Genomic DNA, 16,516 nt, shown 5'->3' on the forward strand with positions numbered 1-16,516 from the left:
GCCGCCGTCGGGTACGCGCTGCGCAAGCTCGCCGTCGACGCCCCCGCCGCCGCGGTCCGCCAGCCCGTCACCGTCTGACCCCGGGCTCGCACGGACCCGGACGACCCGTCGCCGACCTGACCGGCGACGCGGACCTCGATCCGCCGGCCCGCAGCGCACACCCTGGGAGCGCAACGGCGACGATCCCCTCACAGCCCTTCCCAGGGCGTCCGGCCCCGTCCACCACAGGTGGGCGGGGCCTCGACGGTTCTCGGGGCTGGATGGGTCGCGACGGTGTCCCGACGGCTCGCACGACCCGGTCCGCCCGCCACCCGTGGCGAGGTGCGACCTTCCCTGGGCTGCGGGGCAGCGGCGACGACTCCTCAGGCCCTCCTGGGGTGGACCTCATCGCGACGAGGCCGAGTGGGGTCGTGACGGTACTCGTCGGTGCGGATCTGCCGACACACGGGAGCCCCGTAGGCCGCACGACCTCGGGTCATCAGGTCCTTCTCATGACGCCCGCCGGCTGTCCACAGCCGGGGCGGACGCCGGCTCGGATGTCGGTGGCTGTCGCTAGATTCGCACACGTGTTCGATCCCGGCTCTCCCGATGCGTCTGGCGGAGGTGTGCCCTCGCCCCCGGGGGCGAGCTCCCGCCGCGCCGACGGCGCGCCCGGCTCGGCCACGCCGACGGCGTCACCGAGGGCCGCGTCCGGGTCGACCACGCCGACGGCGTCACCGGTCGCCGCGGACGGCGCGGACCCGAGCGGTGGGGAGGCTGCTCGGACGCCCCTGCCCGCCGAGGCGGCTGCTCGGACGCCCCTGCCCGCCGAGGCGGCTGGTCGGACGCCCCGCCCCGTCAAGGCGGCTGCTCGGACGCCCCTGCCCGCCGAGGCGCTCGACGCGCTGCTCGCCGCCGAGCCGTCGGGCGCCCAGGCGGACGAGCTGGCGGCGGTCGACCTCGGGGTGGTGGACGACGCCCGCCTCGCCGCGCTCGTCGCGGCGTGGGACAAGGTCGCGTCATGGGTCGCGGTCCAGCAGGCGGCCACGATCCACGAGCTCGCTCGCCGCGAGCCACCCAGGCCCGCTCGGGAGTCGTTCGCCGCCGACGAGGTCGCGTGCGAGCTCGCGGTCACGCGCCGGGCCGCTCAGCGGCTCGTCGACCGAGCATGGGCGCTCGCCGACCACCCGGACGTCCGGGCCGAGGCGGAGAGCGGCCGCGTGAGCATCGCGAAGGTCGACGCGATGCTGGCGGCAACGGCCCACCTGCGAGCGGATCAGGCCGCCGTCGTCCACGCGCGTGTCCTGCCGCGCGCTGCGGGTCGCACGGTCCCGCAGGTCCGCTCGGATGCACGGGCGGCCGAGCAGGAGCTGGATCCTGCTGCTGCGACCGCGCGCCACGAGCTCGCCGCCGCGGACCGGGCCGTCTGGCTCCGTCCTGCCCCCGACTCGATGACGTGGGTGACCGCCTACCTGCCGGCTCCCGGGGCGGCGGCGCTGATGACCGCGCTCGACGCCCTCGCCGCAGCGGCCGCGCCGGAGGACGGCCGGGGTGTCGACGCCCGCCGCGCCGACGCCCTCACCGACCTCGCCCGCACCGTGCTCGACCGTGGGACCGACCTTGCCGGTGCAGCGCTCCCCACGCGCCACCGTCGGCGACCGCACCTGCAGGTCACCATGACGCTGCCCGCGCTGTGCGGTGCCTCGGAGGCGCCCGCCGAGCTCGCCGGCTACGGGCCCGTCCCGGCCGCCCTCGCCAGGCGGATCGCCGTGGAGGCCGCGTGGACGTTCCTCGCGGTGGACCCGGCGACGGGGCAGGTCGTCGACCGATCGGCCTCGGCCTACCGTCCGAGCGCCGCCGTCGCGGCAGCGGTCCTCGACCGGGACGTCACGTGCACCTTCCCCGGTTGCGCCGTGCCCGCCAGCCGCTGCGACCTCGACCACATCGTCCCGTTCGACCCGGACGCCGACCCCGCACGCCAGACCAGGACGGGCAACCTCGCGGCGCTGTGCCGCCACCACCACCGGCTCAAGACGCACGGCGCGTGGACGCCGAGCCGCGACCCGGCGACGGGTGTCACGACCTGGACCAGCCCGACCGGCTCGACCTACACCCGCGACCCGCATCCGGTCCCCTGGGAACCGGAACCCCTTCCCCGGCGCGACAAGCCGCGCCTGGTCGACGCCGACGACCGCGGCGACAGCCCGCGCCTCGTCAACACGGGCTTCGTCATGACCTCGGGTGTCCGCACGGACGCGACCGGAGGCGGCGACGGTTCCAGCGCGCATGTCACGGGTGGCCCTCCGACGCGAGCGGATCTGCCGCCGTTCTGACCCTGCGGCTGCTACCAGGTGGTCCGCGGGACGTTGGGTCGACCCCGCCGGGCGTCGGCCGCCGGGCGTCGGCCGCCAGGCGTCGGCCGCCAGGCCTCCCGCGATAGAGTTGCAGGCCGCCCACCCAGGAGAACGATGACCGCCGTCCCGACGACCGGCGCCTCGACGGCGGCGGTCACAGAGCCTCCCGCTGACCAGGCGCCCGCGGCGCCCGCCGATGCCGCGCCGGCCGCGCCCGCTGCCGCCGACACCACCCGCGCCGACGCGCCTCCCGCCGACACCACCCGCGCGGACGCGCCTCCCGCCGACACCACCCGCGCCGAAGCCGCCCCCGCCCGAGCAGGGGCCACGCCCGCGCCGACGGGCACCACGGCCGCCGTCGTCGGGCCGCGGCGGAGCATCGCCGTCATCTCGCACCCGGACGCGGGCAAGTCGACGCTGACCGAGGCGCTCGCCCTGCACGCGCGGGCCATCCAGGAGGCGGGTGCGGTCCACGGCAAGGGCAACCGCGCGGGCGTCGTCTCGGACTGGCTCGAGATGGAGCAGAAGCGCGGGATCTCGATCACGTCGGCGGCGCTGCAGTTCACGTTCGAGCACGTCGTCATCAACCTGCTCGACACCCCGGGGCACGCGGACTTCTCGGAGGACACGTACCGCGTCCTGACGGCGGTGGACGCCGCGGTGATGCTCCTCGACGCCGCGAAGGGTCTCGAGCCGCAGACGCTGAAGCTCTTCGAGGTCTGCCGTCGCCGTGGCATCCCGGTCATCACCTTCGTCAACAAGTGGGACCGTCCGGGTCGGTCGGCCCTCGAGCTCTGCGACGAGCTCGAGACGCGCATCCAGCTCCAGCCGACGCCGATCACCTGGCCCGTCGGCGAGGCCGGAGACTTCCAGGGCCTCCTCGACGTGCGGTCACCCGACACGGTCACCCTCTACCGCCGCGCACCCGGAGGCGCCCTCCTCGCGGAGGAGGAGCACCTGACCACCGAGCAGGCGCACGAGCGACTCCCGGACCGGATGCCCGACGCCGTGGACAGCATGGGTCTGCTGCCGGAGTTCGACGCCGAGTCGTTCCGCGCGGGCCGCACCTCGCCGCTGCTCTTCGGCGCCGCGTTGACCAACATCGGGGTCCGCCAGCTGCTCGAGGTCGTCGCCACGTTGGCGCCCGCACCCGGCCCCCGCGAGGACGTCGCCGGGCACGTCCGGCCCCTCGACGCGCCGTTCAGCGGGGTCGTGTTCAAGATGCAGGCCGGGATGGACCCCAACCACCGCGACCACGTCGCGTTCCTGCGGGTCAACTCGGGTGTGTTCCGCCGCGGGAGCGTCTACACGCACGCCCAGACCGGACGCGCGTTCGCGACCAAGTACGCGTCGTCGGTGTTCGGCCGGTCCCGCGAGGTCGTCGACGAGGCCTACCCGGGCGACATCGTCGGACTCGTCAACGCGACCGCGCTGAGCGTCGGCGACACGTTGTACGACCCCGAGGGCCCCGCGGTGCGGTTCCCGCCGATGCCGGTCTTCGCACCCGAGCACTTCCTCTCCGCGCGCGTCGCCGACCCGGGCCGCTCCAAGCAGTTCCGCAAGGGCATCGCGCAGCTCGAGCAGGAGGGCGTGGTGCAGGTCCTGGTCTCCGAGGCCCGCGGCGACGGCGAGCCGATCCTCGCGGCCGTCGGTCCGCTGCAGTTCGAGGTCGCCTCGTTCCGCATGGAGCACGAGTTCCGCGCGCCCATCCGGACCGTCCCGCTCGGCTACGGCGTCGCGCGGCTCGCCACGGACCGCGACGCCGAGCTGCTCGCCGGGACGTCGGGTGTCGAGCTCGCGCACCGGACCGACGGCGTCCGCCTCGCGCTCTTCCGCGACGTCTGGCGCATGCGCGGCCTCCAGCGCGAGCGCCCCGAGCTCGAGCTGCCCCCGCTCCTCGCCGACGCCGACTGACGGGCGAGTCGAGGACAGGTCCGGCGTGGCCCCGAGCGGCGACCCCGCATCACACGCGCGAGGGACACCGGACCGTCGTGGCGGCCGCTCCCCAGCGGGGACGGCGCGGCTGTGCCACGGTGGGGGGGTGGCCAGGTTCCCGCTCTCCCTCGTGGACGGGGTGCGCCTCACGGCGGGCGACGAGTTCGCCGTCCCGACCGCGACCCGCGAGGAGCGGGACCACGCGTGGTTCCTGAGCGCGTCGCAGCGCGGCAACCCGGCGACGTGGCTGCGCCCGTGGAGCCAGGGCAACGCGGTCCGCACGCTCGCGCACGGCAAGCCGTACTTCGCGGCGCTCGCCGACGCCGTGGACGACACGCGGGCGGGTGACCTCGTGCTCGTCGCCGCCTGGCGCGGCGACCCCGACGAGCTGGTCCGCGACGACGGCACGACGGTCCTCGACCTCTTCGCCGCCGCGGCGCGACGAGGCGTCGACGTCCGGGGGCTCATGTGGCGCTCGCAGCTCGACCGGATGCGGTTCTCGCGCAAGCAGAACCGTCGCCTCGCGCGGGGCCTCAACGCCGCGGGTGCCGAGGTGCTCCTCGACCAGCGCGTCCGTCCGTTCGGCAGCCACCACCAGAAGTTCGTCGTCGTCCGCCACCCCGACCGCCCCGAGGACGACGTCGCCTTCCTCGGCGGGATCGACCTCGCGCACAGCCGTCGCGACGACGTCGACCACGCGGGCGACCCGCAGAAGATGCCCTTCGCCAAGTGGTACGGGGGCAGCCCGGCGTGGCACGACGTCCAGATCGAGGTCCGTGGCCCCGCCGTGCGCGACGTCGAGGAGACGTTCCGCGAGCGCTGGCACGACCCGGCCGCGCTGTCCCGTCGCCCGTGGCAGCTCCTCCCGCACCACGTCGGCCCGCCCGAGCGACGCGCCGAGCCGCTCCCGCCCGCACTGCCCGACCCGCCCGAGGCCGGCACGTGCGCGATCCAGCTCCTGCGCACGTACCCCAACCGGCGGCCCGGCTACCCGTTCGCGCCGCACGGCGAGCGCTCGACCGCGCGCGGGTACGCCAAGGCGCTGCGCCGCGCGCGCAGGCTCGTGTACCTCGAGGACCAGTACCTGTGGTCGGACAACGTCGCGCAGGTCTTCGCCGACGCGCTCGAGCGCGAACCGGGCCTCCACCTCGTCGCCGTGGTGCCCCGCTTCCCGGACCAGGACGCCGAGTTCAGCATCCCGGTCGTCCGCCACGGGCACTCGCAGGCGCTCGACATCGTCCAGCGCGCGGGTGGCGACCGCGTCCTCGTGCTCGACGTCGAGAACGAGCACGGCGACCCCGTGTACGTGCACGCGAAGGTGTGCGTGGTCGACGACACCTGGGCGACCGTCGGCAGCGACAACTTCAACCGCCGGTCCTGGACGCACGACTCGGAGCTCACCGCGGCGATCGTCGACGAGGCGTTGGACCCGCGCGAACCCCGCGACCCCGGCGGCCTCGGCGACGGCGCGCGCGTCTACGCACGCGACCTGCGGCTCGAGCTCTGGCGCGAGCACCTGGGCCTCACCGACGACGACGGCCTCGTCGACCCGGACGAGGCGATCGCGACCCTGCGGCGCAGCGTCGCGGCGCTCGACGCGTGGTACGACGGCGGGCAGGTCGGCCCACGTCCGCCGGGTCGCCTCCGCCGCCACCTCCTCGAGACGCCGACGGCGTGGCAGCGCGTGCTCGCGTCACCGGCGTACCGCGCCGTCGTCGACCCCGACGGGCGCCCGCCCCGCATGAAGGTCCGCGGGCACCACTGAGGGCCCGGGGGGGCAGGTCGGACGTGCCCCCGGGGAGCAGCCCCCGCCTCGTCAACCGCTCGTCGCCACCACGCCGACCATGCGGAGCGCGTCCTCGACGCCGAGCCCCGCACCGTCCTCCACGCCGGCCGACCAGCGGTCCGGGTCCGACGCGTCGCGCGCGGGGCCGACGGCCTCGTCGAGCCACGCGGCGTCCGGGGCGGCCAGCGGGATGCCGGCCTGCTCGCGCAGGCGCCCCGCCGCGCCGAGCGCGCGTGCTGCCAGGTCGACCTCGCCGCGCAGCGCGTGGACGACGCCGAAGAGCCCGAGCACGTCGGCGGTGATCTCGACGTCCTCGACCTCGACGCACGCGGCGCCGTGCCGCGTCAGGTGCGCATGCGCCTCGTCGACCCGACCCGCGCGGAGCAGCGCGTTGGTGAGGTTCACGTGGTCGGCCGCGGTGCCCCATGCGTCACCCAGCGACTCGTCGAGCTCGAGGCACCTGCGCAGCAGGGGGATCGACTCCTCGTGCCGGCCCGCGTCGGTCGCGAGGATCGCGAGGTTGGACACCGCGTTGACCTCGCGCGACGCGTCACCCGCGGCGCGCGCCGCGTCGACGGCCTCGTGCAGGAGCTCGCGCGCGGTGTCCGGCTCGCCGAGGGCGCGGTGCGCGAGCGCGAGGCTGTTGAGCTCGGTCGACACGGCGGCCCGTGCGCCGTCCTGTGCGCCGTCCCGGGCGGAGCCGCGCCAGTGCTCGAGGCACATCCGCAGCAGGTCCCGGGCGCGCTCGGCCTCACCCTGCTGGAGCACGATCACGGCGAGGCCGTGCAGCGCCGTCATGGCCTCGTCCGTGCGGTGGTCGCCGACGGCGGCCACGGCCGCCTCGAGGTGGCGGCGCCCCTCGGCCTGGTAGCCGCTCGCGTACCAGAACCACGAGAGCGTCGCGCACAGCCGCAGACCGACCTCGAACCGCTCGTCCGGGCTCGCGGGCGCGGGGCTGGTGGGAGCGAGGCTCGTGGGAGCGGGGCTGACGGGAAGGGGCGTCGCTCCGGCCGACCTCTCCGCAGCGGCAGCGCCGCCCGGCACCCCCGTCCGCACGCCCCCGTGGGACCCGAGGCTCCGGTCGAGCACCGCGCGCAGGTCGTCGAGGTCGTGCTCGAGGCGGTCGCGCGCACGCAGGTGGTCGGGACCGCGCAGGCGCCCGGCGGCGTCCTCGGCCCGCGCGAGGAAGTGCGCGGCATGGCGGTCGCGCACGCCGTCGGCGTCGTCGTCGTCCTCGTCGAGCCGCTGGCGGGCGTACCGGGCGACGGTCCGCAGCATGCGTGCCCGCGGCTCGCCGTCGTCGCCGTCGGCGACCGTGAGCAGCGACGCGTCGACGAGCTCCGCGACGTCGTCGAGCGGGTCGTCCGTCCCCGTCACCGCGGCGACGGTCGGCAGGTCGACGTCCCCCTCGCACACGCCGAGGCGGCGGAACGTGCGGCGCAGGTGCTCCGGGAGCAGCTCGTGGCTCCAGTCGAGCGCGGCCCGCAGCGTCTGCTGCCGCGCGGGCACGTCGACGAGGGGTCGCGTGGGCTCGAGGACCTGGTCGAGCCGGTCGAGCGTGGCGCGCGGCGAGAGCAGCTTCGCGCGCGCGGCGACCACCTCGACGGCGAGCGGCAGGTGGTCCAGCCGGCGGCAGATCTCCAGGACGTCGCGGCGGTTCGCGGCCGTGACCGCGAAGCCCGGGCGGACGAGCCGCGCGCGGCTCGCGTACAGCTCGACCGCCGCGTCCTCGTCGAGGGGGCGGACGGGCACCTCGTGCTCGCCCGACAGGTGCAGGGGGCGCCGCGACGTCGCGACCACCTGCGTCCGCGGTGACGCCGCGAGCAGGGCCCGGACGACGGTCGCGGCGTCGGGCAGCTGCTCGAGGTTGTCGAGCACGAGCAGCACCTGCCGGGGGGCGAGGTGCTCGAGGAACGACGGTGGCGCCTTCGACTCCCCGGGAGTCCCCAGCGCGTCGGCGACCGCCGACCACATGACGTCGGCCGTGGTGACGGGCGCGAGCGAGACGAAGTAGACGCCGTCGACGAACCGGCCGTCGAGCGCCTCCGCGGCCGCCAGCGCGAGGCGTGTCTTGCCCGTGCCCGCGGGCCCGGTCAGCGTCGTCAGCCGCGCACCGGCGGTGACGATCTCCGTCAGCCCGGCGACGTCGCGGGCGCGCCCGACGAGGCTCGTGTCCGGCCGGGGGAGGACCGACGCCGAGCCGAGGCTGCGCAGCGGCGGGAACCGGTCCGGGAGCCCGGGGACGCACAGCTGGTGCACGCGCTCGGGCTCCGGGACGTCCTTGAACCGGTGCGTGCCGAGGTCGCGGAACGTCACGTCACGCAGGGCCGAGGTCGCGTCGTGCGCGCCGACGGCGATCCGGTAGGCGGGTTCCGTCAGGAGGACCTGCCCCCCGTGGGCGCTCGCGGCGACCCGGGCCGCGCGGTGCACGTCCATGCCGACGTACCCGTCCTCGTGGCGGACCGGCTCACCCGTGTGCAGGCCCATCCGCACCCGCACGACGGCGCCGTCGGGCCACGTGGCCGCGGCGACGGCCTCCTGCGCCTCGCGCGCCGCGGCCACCGCGTGGGTCGCGGACGTGAAGACGACGAAGAAGCTGTCACCCTCCGTCCCGAGCTCGCGCCCGCCCCAGCGCGCGAACGACTCCCGCAGCAGGCGCCGCTGCGTCGAGACGACGTCGCCGTAGCGCGAGCCCAGGCGCGCCAGGAGCGCGGTCGAGGACTCGACGTCGCTGAAGAGCATCGTGACCGTGCCCTCGGGCAGCGGTCCGGGTCGGTGCTGGTCGTGCTGGTCGGGCATGGGGGCCTCCGGTGGGTCGATTGAACACCGCACGGGGGCCCCGGGCACAGGGGTCGCGCCCGCTCGGACTCCGGGTCCGGCACCCCGGAAGGGCTGGTCAGCGGCACGGCCGGGCCCTAGCCTGGCCGCACCGCGTCGAGCGCGCGGCCCCCCAGGAAGAAGGTGCGCCATGCAGGTCACGTTCAGCTCGGACGAGCCCGTCGACCAGGTCCTGCGCGTCGTCGGTGCCGTGTACGGCGTCTCCGTGCGCACGGACGACGACCCGTCGGCCGCTCTCGACGACGTCGACTACGACACCGGTCTCAGCAAGCCGCGGCACTGAGCCGCCCGTCCCGCCCGACGCCGGGTGCTCCGGGCGTCGCGGAGGTCCGCGTCACAGCGGCCTGAGGTCCGGGGCGAGACGGCGCACGACGTCGGTGAACTCCCGCCAGCCGACCAGCTCGACGTACGTGCGCGCACGTCCCTCGTGGTCGGCCGCACGGATCTCCGCCGTCGCGAGGTCGCCCGCACCGATGCCGGCCAGGCCCGCGACGGCGCGGAACCCGTGCGCGTAGCCCGTGTGGAGCAGTGCGTCCCGCATCCAGATGTCGTGGCTCAGGCGGTCGGCGAGCTGGAGCCAGGGACGTGCGACCGCCCCGACGACGTCGTGCGGGAACGACGCGGTGGGGGACCGGTCGGGCTGCGTCTGCGGCGCTGCGGACGGGTTCATCGGGCTCCGATCTGCTCGGTCGTGCGTGTCGCGGCGCGGCGAGGGGCCGCTCACCGCGACGATTCGGACGAACGTGAACAAGGATGGGCAATCGTGGACGTCGTGCGCCGGGATTCCGTGACGGTTCCCCCGATCGGCCGCAGCCCTGCTGCCGCCGACCGGGCACCTCGTCGTGCGTGCGCGTGGGGGCGTGGCGCGCCCGGCGCTGCTGCTCCGTCGGCGCCTCGTCGTGCGTGGGCGCGGGGGCGTAGCGTGGCCGCCGTGTCGTCGGCCGTGATGCCGGCCCGTCGGAGACCGTGGTGACGTCCACGCCGCCGCCGGGCCGCCAGGAGCGGGCCCACGCAGCGCTCGAGAACCTGGTCGACCCGGTCGTCGTCGTGCGGGCCGTCCGGGACGACCGGGGCGCGGTGGGTGCGTTCGTCGTCGTCCACGCCAACGCGGTCGCCGCGGGGCGCGGGCTGACCGAGGGCACCCTCTGGGTCGCGCCGGACGGCGGGCCGGGCGTCGGTGCGCAGTTCGACAGGTACGTCGACGCCGTCGAGCACGGACGCGCGTTCGTCCTCGACGCCGTCCCCGTCGCCGGGACGCGTGCACGGCGGTACGCGGACCTGCGCGTCGTGCCGCTCGCCGACGACGAGCTGCTCGTCAGCGCGCGCGACGTCACCGCGCACCGCGCGGCCGACCGCGAGCGCGAGCACAGCGAGCTGCGGTTCCGCTCGGCGTTCGACGGGGCACCGGTGGGCATGGTCATCGTGAGCCTCGAGCCCGGGCAGGAGGGCACGGTCCTCGAGGTCAACCAGGCGCTCGCCGACATCGTCGACGCCGACCCCGCGGACCTCGTGGGCCGCTCGTGCTACGACTTCCTCCACCCCGACGAGGTCGCCCCGGTCCGGCTGGAGACGGCCGACATGGCGGCGGGGCGCCGCAAGGGCTACCAGCACGAGAAGCGCCTGCTCCGGGCCGACGGGAGCTGGGCCTGGGTGCGCGCCACGGCCTCGGCGGTCGCGCGCGACGGCGTCCCCGCGTACGTGATCGAGCACGTCGAGGACATCACGGCCCGCCGCCGGGCCGAGGCCGAGCTCGCGCGCCGCGCGCTGTACGACCCCCTGACCGGCCTGGCCAACCGGGTCCTGCTCATGGACCGCCTGGGCTCCGCGGTCGAGGCGGCCGAGCGGGACGGTGCGGTGCTGGCGGTCCTCTTCCTCGACCTGGACCGGTTCAAGGACGTCAACGACACCCTCGGCCACACCGCGGGCGACGACGTGATCCGCGAGCTCGCCGGTCGTCTCGCGCGGCTCGCGCCGCTGCCGTCGACGGTCGCGCGGCTCGCGGGCGACGAGTTCGTGCTCGCGCTGCGCGTGGCCGACGACGCGGAGGCGACGCGCGTCGCCGAGCGGGTCGTGCAGGACCTCGCGCGCCCGGTCATGGTGCGCGGCTTCCGGCTCGTCGTGCAGGGCTCGGTCGGCGTGACGACGACGCGCGGGGGCACGGAACCCGAGGACCTGCTGCGCGAGGCCGACCTCGCGATGCACCACGCCAAGGGCGGCGGCCCGCGCCGCTGGGCGCTGTACGACGAGCCGATGCACCGCCTCGCGCTCGAGCGGCTGGACGTCGAGGAGTCGCTGCGGCGGGCGCTCGCTCACGACGGGTTCCGGCTGCTCTTCCAGCCGATCGTGGACACGACCGACGGTCGCATCGTCTCGGCGGAGGCCCTGCTGCGCCTCGAGCACCCCACCCGCGGTCTGCTCGGCCCCGAGAGCTTCATCGGCGTCGCCGAGGGCAGCGACCTCATCGTGCCGATCGGCCGGTGGGTGCTCGAGGAGGCGTGCCGGTGGCTCGCGCGCTGGGTCGAGGTCGCCCCGGACATGCAGGTGACCGTCAACGTGTCCACCCGGCAGGTCAGCCACCTCGCGCTGGCCGACCAGGTCGCCGACGCGACGCGCGTCTCGGGCGCCGACCCGTCGCACCTGCTCCTCGAGATCACCGAGCACGTCCTCCTCGACGCCGGCGACGACGCCGCACGTGAGCTCGCGCGCGTGACCGACGCGGGTCCCCGCCTCGCGATCGACGACTTCGGCACGGGCTACGCGTCGCTGTCGTACCTCAAGCGGTTCCCGGTGAGCGTCGTCAAGATCGACCGGTCGTTCGTCAACGGGCTCGACCGGCCGGGTGAGGACACCGCGATCGTCGAGGCGGTCATCGGCCTCGCGCGCACGCTGGGCCTCGGCGTCGTCGGCGAGGGGGTCGAGACGGCGGGTCAGCTCGCGGCGCTCCAGCGCCTCGGCTGCGGCCGCGCGCAGGGCTTCCACATCGGCCGGCCCATGACCGGGGCCGAGCTCGGCACGCTGCTCATGCGCGTCCCGCGGACGGCGCCCCGCTCGGCCTGAGTGGCAGGGTCCCCACGTCGGTGCCGGCCGCGGGGGAGCGGGCGGCCGTCCGCCTCACGCGCCGCGTTCGCGCAGCTCGTCCCAGTCGTCGTCGGCGTCGCGAGGGGCAGGGGGCGCGGTCGCGCCGGCGACGCGGTCACGACCTGCGCGCTTGGCGGCGAGCAGCGCGATGTCCGCGGCGACGAGCGGGCTCTCGTCGCCGCCGTCCGGCTGGCCGACGCCCACGGACACGGTCACGGCGAGGCCCGGGGAGACGTCGCGCCACCCCGCGGACCGGATCGCCTCGTGGACGCGCTCAGCGACCGTCCGCGCTCGCTCGGTGTCGCTCGAGGTGAGGATGATGAACTCGTCGCCGCCGTACCGGACGATCACGTCCTCGGTGCGGCACTGCGCCCGCAGGATCTGGCCGATGCGGCGCAGGACCTCGTCCCCGACGGCGTGCGAGTGCAGGTCGTTGATCGACTTGAAGTCGTCGACGTCGATGAAGACGACGGACATGGGCCGGGTCGCCGACTCGAGGGTCGAGACGAGCAGGCGGCGGTTGCCGAGCCCCGTGAGCGGGTCCTGGAGGGCGACCCGGCCCATCCGGTCCGTCTCGGCGGTGAGGCGGCGGATGTGGTCGCGGTCCTGCAGGGCGGAGAACCGGCCCTCGCGCTCGGCCCACAGCCGCGCGAGCGCGCCCCGCGCGACGGCCTTCCAGATCCCCGCCGCTGGGGTGCGGCCGTGCTCGGCGACGTCGACGTCGGCGAGCGCCTCGAGCGCCGTCGCGAGCCAGGTGTCGCGCCCGTTCGACTGCGCGTCGCGGATCGACAGCTCGAGCAGGACGCGCGCACCCTCGTAGGCACCCGCCTCCGTCGCGGCGCGTGCGAGCACGAGCCGCGCGAGCTGCGTCTCGAGCAGCTCGGGCCGGTTGTCGAAGCGGTTGGTCGTCGCGCGCACGCGCGCCGTCGCGAGGTCGAGCTGCCCGAGGTGCATCAGGGCGAACGCCTCGAAGACCTCGCCGCGCGCCATCATCGCGGGGCTGTCCGCCGCGCGGGCGCAGCGCTGCATGTTGAGCGCACGGCCCGCGAGCCGCCGGTAGTGGCCCGCGGCCGCCGCGTCGTCGCCGACGAGCGTGAGGCTCACGGCCCACGCGGCGCTCAGCTCCGCGAGCTCGTGGACCACGAGGAGGCGCACGACCGGGTCCGCCGCGAACTGCAGCGCTCGCAGACGCTCGTCGGCGTTCTCGTAGAGGTTGACCGAGCGCAGGGCGAGCGCGACCGCCATGCTCGCCGAGAGGTGGCCGTACGTGCCCGGCGGGATGGTGTGCATCGCCCAGTCGGCCTCGGCGAGCGCGCCCATCGCGCGGGCGTGGTTGCCCTGCCGGGTGCTGGCCTCGGCGACCATCGCGAGCGCCTTCGCGCGCCACACCGCGTCCGCCTGGTCCGTGACCCCCAGCAGCCGTCGCGCGACGGCGACGGCCTCCTCGTGACGGCCGAGGTCCTGCAGGCAGATCGACTCGGTGTAGAGGAGGAACCGGTACGTGGTCATGTCACCGGCCGCGCGCGTGAGGCGCTGCCACCGGCGGCACATCGCGACACCGCGTGCCGCGTACCCGTCGACGTACTGCTGGTGCGCGATGTCGGACAGCTCGTCGTACGGTCCGAACTCCCCGACGAGGACGAGGTCGGTGCTGGGCACTGCGCACCCCTCCCGTCGGTCGTGTGTCGGCCGATCCTGCCGCCGTCGCCCGGCGTCCCCGCGAGGACCCCCAGGGTGAATCGTTGCGGAAGGATGAACGGCGCGCACGTGGTGCTCGGCGTGCGGGGGTCGCGGTGCGGTGGTCGTCACGGGTCGCCGGCGTCGTCTCGGGGCGCGTCGAGGTCGCGGGGGAGCGGGCGGTCAGACCTCTGTGCGGCCGTGCGTGCTGCGGAACTCCTCGCGGAACTGGTGCGCCTGCAGGCGCCACAGCTGCTCCATGTCACGGCGGAGCATGTCCACGGTCGCGGCGGGGGCGTCGCTCGCGCGGGCGGCTTCCCAGGCCTGCCGGGCGGCCTGGATGTCGGCGCTGGTCACGTACACCCGCAGCTCGTCCATGACGTGAGTCTTCGACCGCAAGGGACCTTCCGCACCCCGAGCGGCGGATTTCACCCGCACGGAGCAAGCGGCGCCGTCGTCCGTGTCAGTCGCGCGGGCCGTCCGGGTCCGGTTCGACGAACGCGTCGACGACGCCCATGACGGCGAGCGCGACGAGTCCCCACTCGCCCTCGCTCGGCCCCGGGAGCTGCTCCGCGAGCGTGACGGCCAGCGGGTGCGCGACCGCGGAGTCGGGCTGGCCGTCGCCCGTGGTGTCGGCCCCCTCGGGCGCGGTGAGGGACGCGAGCACACCCCGCAGCGCGAGGCCCTCGACGACGCCGGCTCCGGCGATCGCGAGGTGCCGGTAGGTGTACTCGGGTCGGCGCAGCCGCAGGCCCAGGCGTGGGAACACGGTCTCGTAGAACGTCGTCATCGCGTCGTGGTACTGCGCCTCGGCCTCCTCGAGCCGACCGACGAGGCGGGCACGGGCCTCGGTCGGCGTCACGGCGGGGGCCGTCGCGAGGAGCGCGCTGTAGGTGCGCCAGGCAGGTGAGGCGATCAGGCGCTCGACGTTGCGCTGCGTGAGGACGCGCGTGAGCTCGCACAGGGCGGTCCGGCGCTCCTCGGGCGTCCCGAGGCGCCCCTCGAAGGTGCCGAGCATCTCCATGGCCACGTCACGCGACGTCGGGTCGAAGCTCGTACGACGCAGGTCCGCCCCGTCCGGGTCGACCGCGGTGCTGATGAGCTCCGCGCTGTACTCGGCCTTCGACGTCCACAGGCGCCACACCGACGAGCGGGGGACCTGGGCGGCCGCGATGAGGTCCTCCATGCGGATGTCGTCCAGGCCGACCGTGAGCCCGCGCTCGCGGATGACGTGGTGACCCTGCTGGATCATCCGGCGACGCACCTCGGCGGCTGGGAGGCGGCCCCGCGAGGCGGGGAGGTCCTCGGGCGCCAGGGGTGTCCACTCGCTCATCGGCGCCTCATTCCCTCGACTGGGTGACGCGTTCGAGCCTACGCGCAGCGACGCGTCGAGGGGTGCCGGGAGGTCGGTGCGGGGTGCACTGCGGTGGGCGATCGGTGCGGTGGCGCGACGTCGCCGACGGGGCGCAGCCACCTCGGTGGTCCACCCGGGAGACACGGAGCCGGCCTGCGAGTCCGCCGACGTGTCCCTGGTGGCCCCTGCGCACCAGGGACGGACGTCGAGCGCTCGGCCGTCCGGCCTGGACCAGAGTAATGGACGTTGAGACTCGGTGTGCAGTCCGCTGGGACGGGCGAACGGGTGACATCCCTGGGTGGGCCTCGTGAAGGTCCCGGGGAGACGTCCCCGACCTCTGCCGAGGTGCCCCTGTGCGACGGCCCCCGGGTCTACCCTCGCGCCGTGAGCGACCTGCGCGACGACCTCGGCCTGGACCCGGTTCCCGGCGACGGCGAGCGGCCCCGCCGCCGCCTGCGCGAGCGGAAGGTCCTCCTCGCGGTGCTCGGCAGCCTCGTCGCGCTCGCGGTCCTCGTCGTCGGCGGGGCCGCGGTGCTCGCCGCCCGGCTCGATGCGAACGTCGAGCGCATCGAGGACCCCTTCGAGGCCCTCCCGACGCGGCCGGCCGTACCCACCCCGGACGAGGACGCCGCGGAGGGCACGCCCGGCACGCCGGTCAACATCCTCGTGCTGGGCTCGGACAGCCGGGTCTCCGCGGGCGACCCGTCGCAGTGGGAGGCGGGTGCGCAGCGCACCGACGTCATGATGCTGGTCCACCTGCCCGCCGACGGAGGCGCGGGTTACGTCATGTCCCTCCCGCGCGACTCGTGGGTCGACATCCCTGGCCACGGGCAGGCCAAGCTCAACGCGGCGTTCTCGCTCGGCGGGCCGACGCTGCTGCTCCAGACCGTCGAGGCGCTCACCGGTGTGCGTGTCGACCACTTCGCGATGGCCGACTTCGAGTCGTTCGTCGCGATCACCGACGCTCTGGGCGGCGTGCGGATCGACCTGCAGGACGACCTCGTGCAGCGCGGCGAGCTCATCGCGTCCGCCGGCGAGCAGCGCCTCACGGGCGAGCAGGCGCTCGTGTGGGTGCGCCAGCGCAAGAACCTCGCCCGTGGCGACTTCGACCGCGTCCAGCGGCACCAGGCGTGGATCCGGGCGATGGTCCAGCAGGCGCGGGACAGCGGGACGCTCGCCGACCCGACCCGGTGGTACCCGCTGCTCGACGCCGTGACCAACGCGGTCGCCGTCGACCCGGGCCTGGACCGCAACCGCATGATCGAGCTGCTCATGCGCGTGCGCGACGTCTCGGGTGCGGACCTGCACTTCTTCACGGTGCCGCTCGACGGGACGGGGACCAGCGCCGACGGGCAGAGCATCGTGGTCCTCGACCGTCCCCAGTTCGACGCCTTGATGACCGCCGTGCGCGAGGACCGCGTCGACGAGTACCTCGCGCGGAACCCCGACGAGGTGGACCGGCTCCCCGCCCAGGCGCCCTGAGTCGCTGACGGTGGAGGCCCGAGTCGGCGATGG

The 16,516-nt window shown here is 75.3% G+C and carries 11 protein-coding genes; 6 read left to right on the forward strand and 5 right to left on the reverse strand.

The features are described from left to right. Positions 1 to 605 precede the first annotated feature (605 nt). The 3 genes from IEV86_RS12480 (at position 606) to IEV86_RS12490 (ending at position 6,033) form a co-directional block, all read left to right on the forward strand. Positions 606 to 2,312, forward strand: coding sequence for a DUF222 domain-containing protein (locus tag IEV86_RS12480; protein WP_043610454.1), 1,707 nt, complete (start codon positions 606 to 608; stop codon positions 2,310 to 2,312). A 135-nt stretch (positions 2,313 to 2,447) separates the two neighbouring features. Next, complete coding sequence (locus tag IEV86_RS12485) at positions 2,448 to 4,247, forward strand: peptide chain release factor 3 (protein WP_188484691.1); 1,800 nt, start codon at positions 2,448 to 2,450, stop codon at positions 4,245 to 4,247. A gap of 127 nt (positions 4,248 to 4,374) precedes the next feature. Next, positions 4,375 to 6,033, forward strand: a complete 1,659-nt coding sequence (locus tag IEV86_RS12490; RefSeq protein ID WP_229734634.1) for a phospholipase D-like domain-containing protein — start codon at positions 4,375 to 4,377, stop codon at positions 6,031 to 6,033. A 51-nt stretch (positions 6,034 to 6,084) separates the two neighbouring features. Here the strand turns inward: IEV86_RS12490 and IEV86_RS12495 are convergent, their stop codons facing one another. After that, positions 6,085 to 8,853: an ATP-binding protein gene (locus IEV86_RS12495; protein WP_043604716.1), complete on the reverse strand. Its 2,769-nt coding sequence runs from the start codon at positions 8,851 to 8,853 to the stop codon at positions 6,085 to 6,087. 169 nt (positions 8,854 to 9,022) lie between these two features. Here IEV86_RS12495 and IEV86_RS12500 point away from each other — a divergent pair, with 169 nt between their 5' ends. Further along, the gene (locus tag IEV86_RS12500; RefSeq protein WP_161784027.1) at positions 9,023 to 9,175 is read left to right on the forward strand and encodes a hypothetical protein; all 153 of its coding nucleotides are present in this window, start codon (positions 9,023 to 9,025) and stop codon (positions 9,173 to 9,175) included. Positions 9,176 to 9,226: 51 nt separating this feature from the next. On the opposite strand, the gene IEV86_RS12505 is transcribed toward IEV86_RS12500, so the two are convergent. Beyond that, positions 9,227 to 9,562 (reverse strand): hypothetical protein, encoded by a 336-nt coding sequence (locus IEV86_RS12505; protein WP_043604720.1) that lies wholly within the window; start codon positions 9,560 to 9,562, stop codon positions 9,227 to 9,229. A 299-nt stretch (positions 9,563 to 9,861) separates the two neighbouring features. Here IEV86_RS12505 and IEV86_RS12510 point away from each other — a divergent pair, with 299 nt between their 5' ends. After that, positions 9,862 to 11,949 carry a putative bifunctional diguanylate cyclase/phosphodiesterase gene (locus tag IEV86_RS12510; protein WP_052426057.1) on the forward strand — a complete coding sequence of 696 codons (2,088 nt, stop codon included), beginning with the start codon at positions 9,862 to 9,864 and terminating at the stop codon, positions 11,947 to 11,949. A 54-nt stretch (positions 11,950 to 12,003) separates the two neighbouring features. On the opposite strand, the gene IEV86_RS18130 is transcribed toward IEV86_RS12510, so the two are convergent. The 3 genes from IEV86_RS18130 to IEV86_RS12525 all read right to left on the reverse strand — a co-directional run bounded on the left by IEV86_RS18130 (position 12,004) and on the right by IEV86_RS12525 (position 14,980). Continuing rightward, the gene (locus IEV86_RS18130) at positions 12,004 to 13,629 is read right to left on the reverse strand and encodes a diguanylate cyclase (RefSeq protein WP_043604723.1); all 1,626 of its coding nucleotides are present in this window, start codon (positions 13,627 to 13,629) and stop codon (positions 12,004 to 12,006) included. A 201-nt stretch (positions 13,630 to 13,830) separates the two neighbouring features. Beyond that, entirely contained in the window at positions 13,831 to 14,025 is a 195-nt protein-coding gene (locus tag IEV86_RS12520; protein ID WP_043604726.1) for a hypothetical protein, read from the reverse strand. Positions 14,026 to 14,110: 85 nt separating this feature from the next. Next, positions 14,111 to 14,980: a hypothetical protein gene (locus IEV86_RS12525; protein ID WP_043604729.1), complete on the reverse strand. Its 870-nt coding sequence runs from the start codon at positions 14,978 to 14,980 to the stop codon at positions 14,111 to 14,113. Between the two features lie 405 nt (positions 14,981 to 15,385). Here IEV86_RS12525 and IEV86_RS12530 point away from each other — a divergent pair, with 405 nt between their 5' ends. After that, the gene (locus IEV86_RS12530) at positions 15,386 to 16,483 is read left to right on the forward strand and encodes an LCP family protein (protein ID WP_229734635.1); all 1,098 of its coding nucleotides are present in this window, start codon (positions 15,386 to 15,388) and stop codon (positions 16,481 to 16,483) included. Positions 16,484 to 16,516: the final 33 nt, after the last annotated feature.

The organism is Cellulomonas carbonis (assembly GCF_014636275.1).
Taxonomy (GTDB): Bacteria; Actinomycetota; Actinomycetes; order Actinomycetales; family Cellulomonadaceae; genus Actinotalea; species Actinotalea carbonis.

Excerpts from the sequence above, each read along its gene's own strand:
- IEV86_RS12485 (WP_188484691.1), top strand. The coding sequence starts at position 2,448 with ATGACCGCCGTCCCGACGACCGGCGCCTCGACGGCGGCGGTCACAGAG.
- IEV86_RS12495 (WP_043604716.1), bottom strand. The coding sequence starts at position 8,853 with ATGCCCGACCAGCACGACCAGCACCGACCCGGACCGCTGCCCGAGGGC.
- IEV86_RS12500 (WP_161784027.1), top strand. The coding sequence starts at position 9,023 with ATGCAGGTCACGTTCAGCTCGGACGAGCCCGTCGACCAGGTCCTGCGC.
- IEV86_RS12505 (WP_043604720.1), bottom strand. The coding sequence starts at position 9,562 with ATGAACCCGTCCGCAGCGCCGCAGACGCAGCCCGACCGGTCCCCCACC.
- IEV86_RS12520 (WP_043604726.1), bottom strand. The coding sequence starts at position 14,025 with ATGGACGAGCTGCGGGTGTACGTGACCAGCGCCGACATCCAGGCCGCC.
- IEV86_RS12525 (WP_043604729.1), bottom strand. The coding sequence starts at position 14,980 with ATGAGCGAGTGGACACCCCTGGCGCCCGAGGACCTCCCCGCCTCGCGG.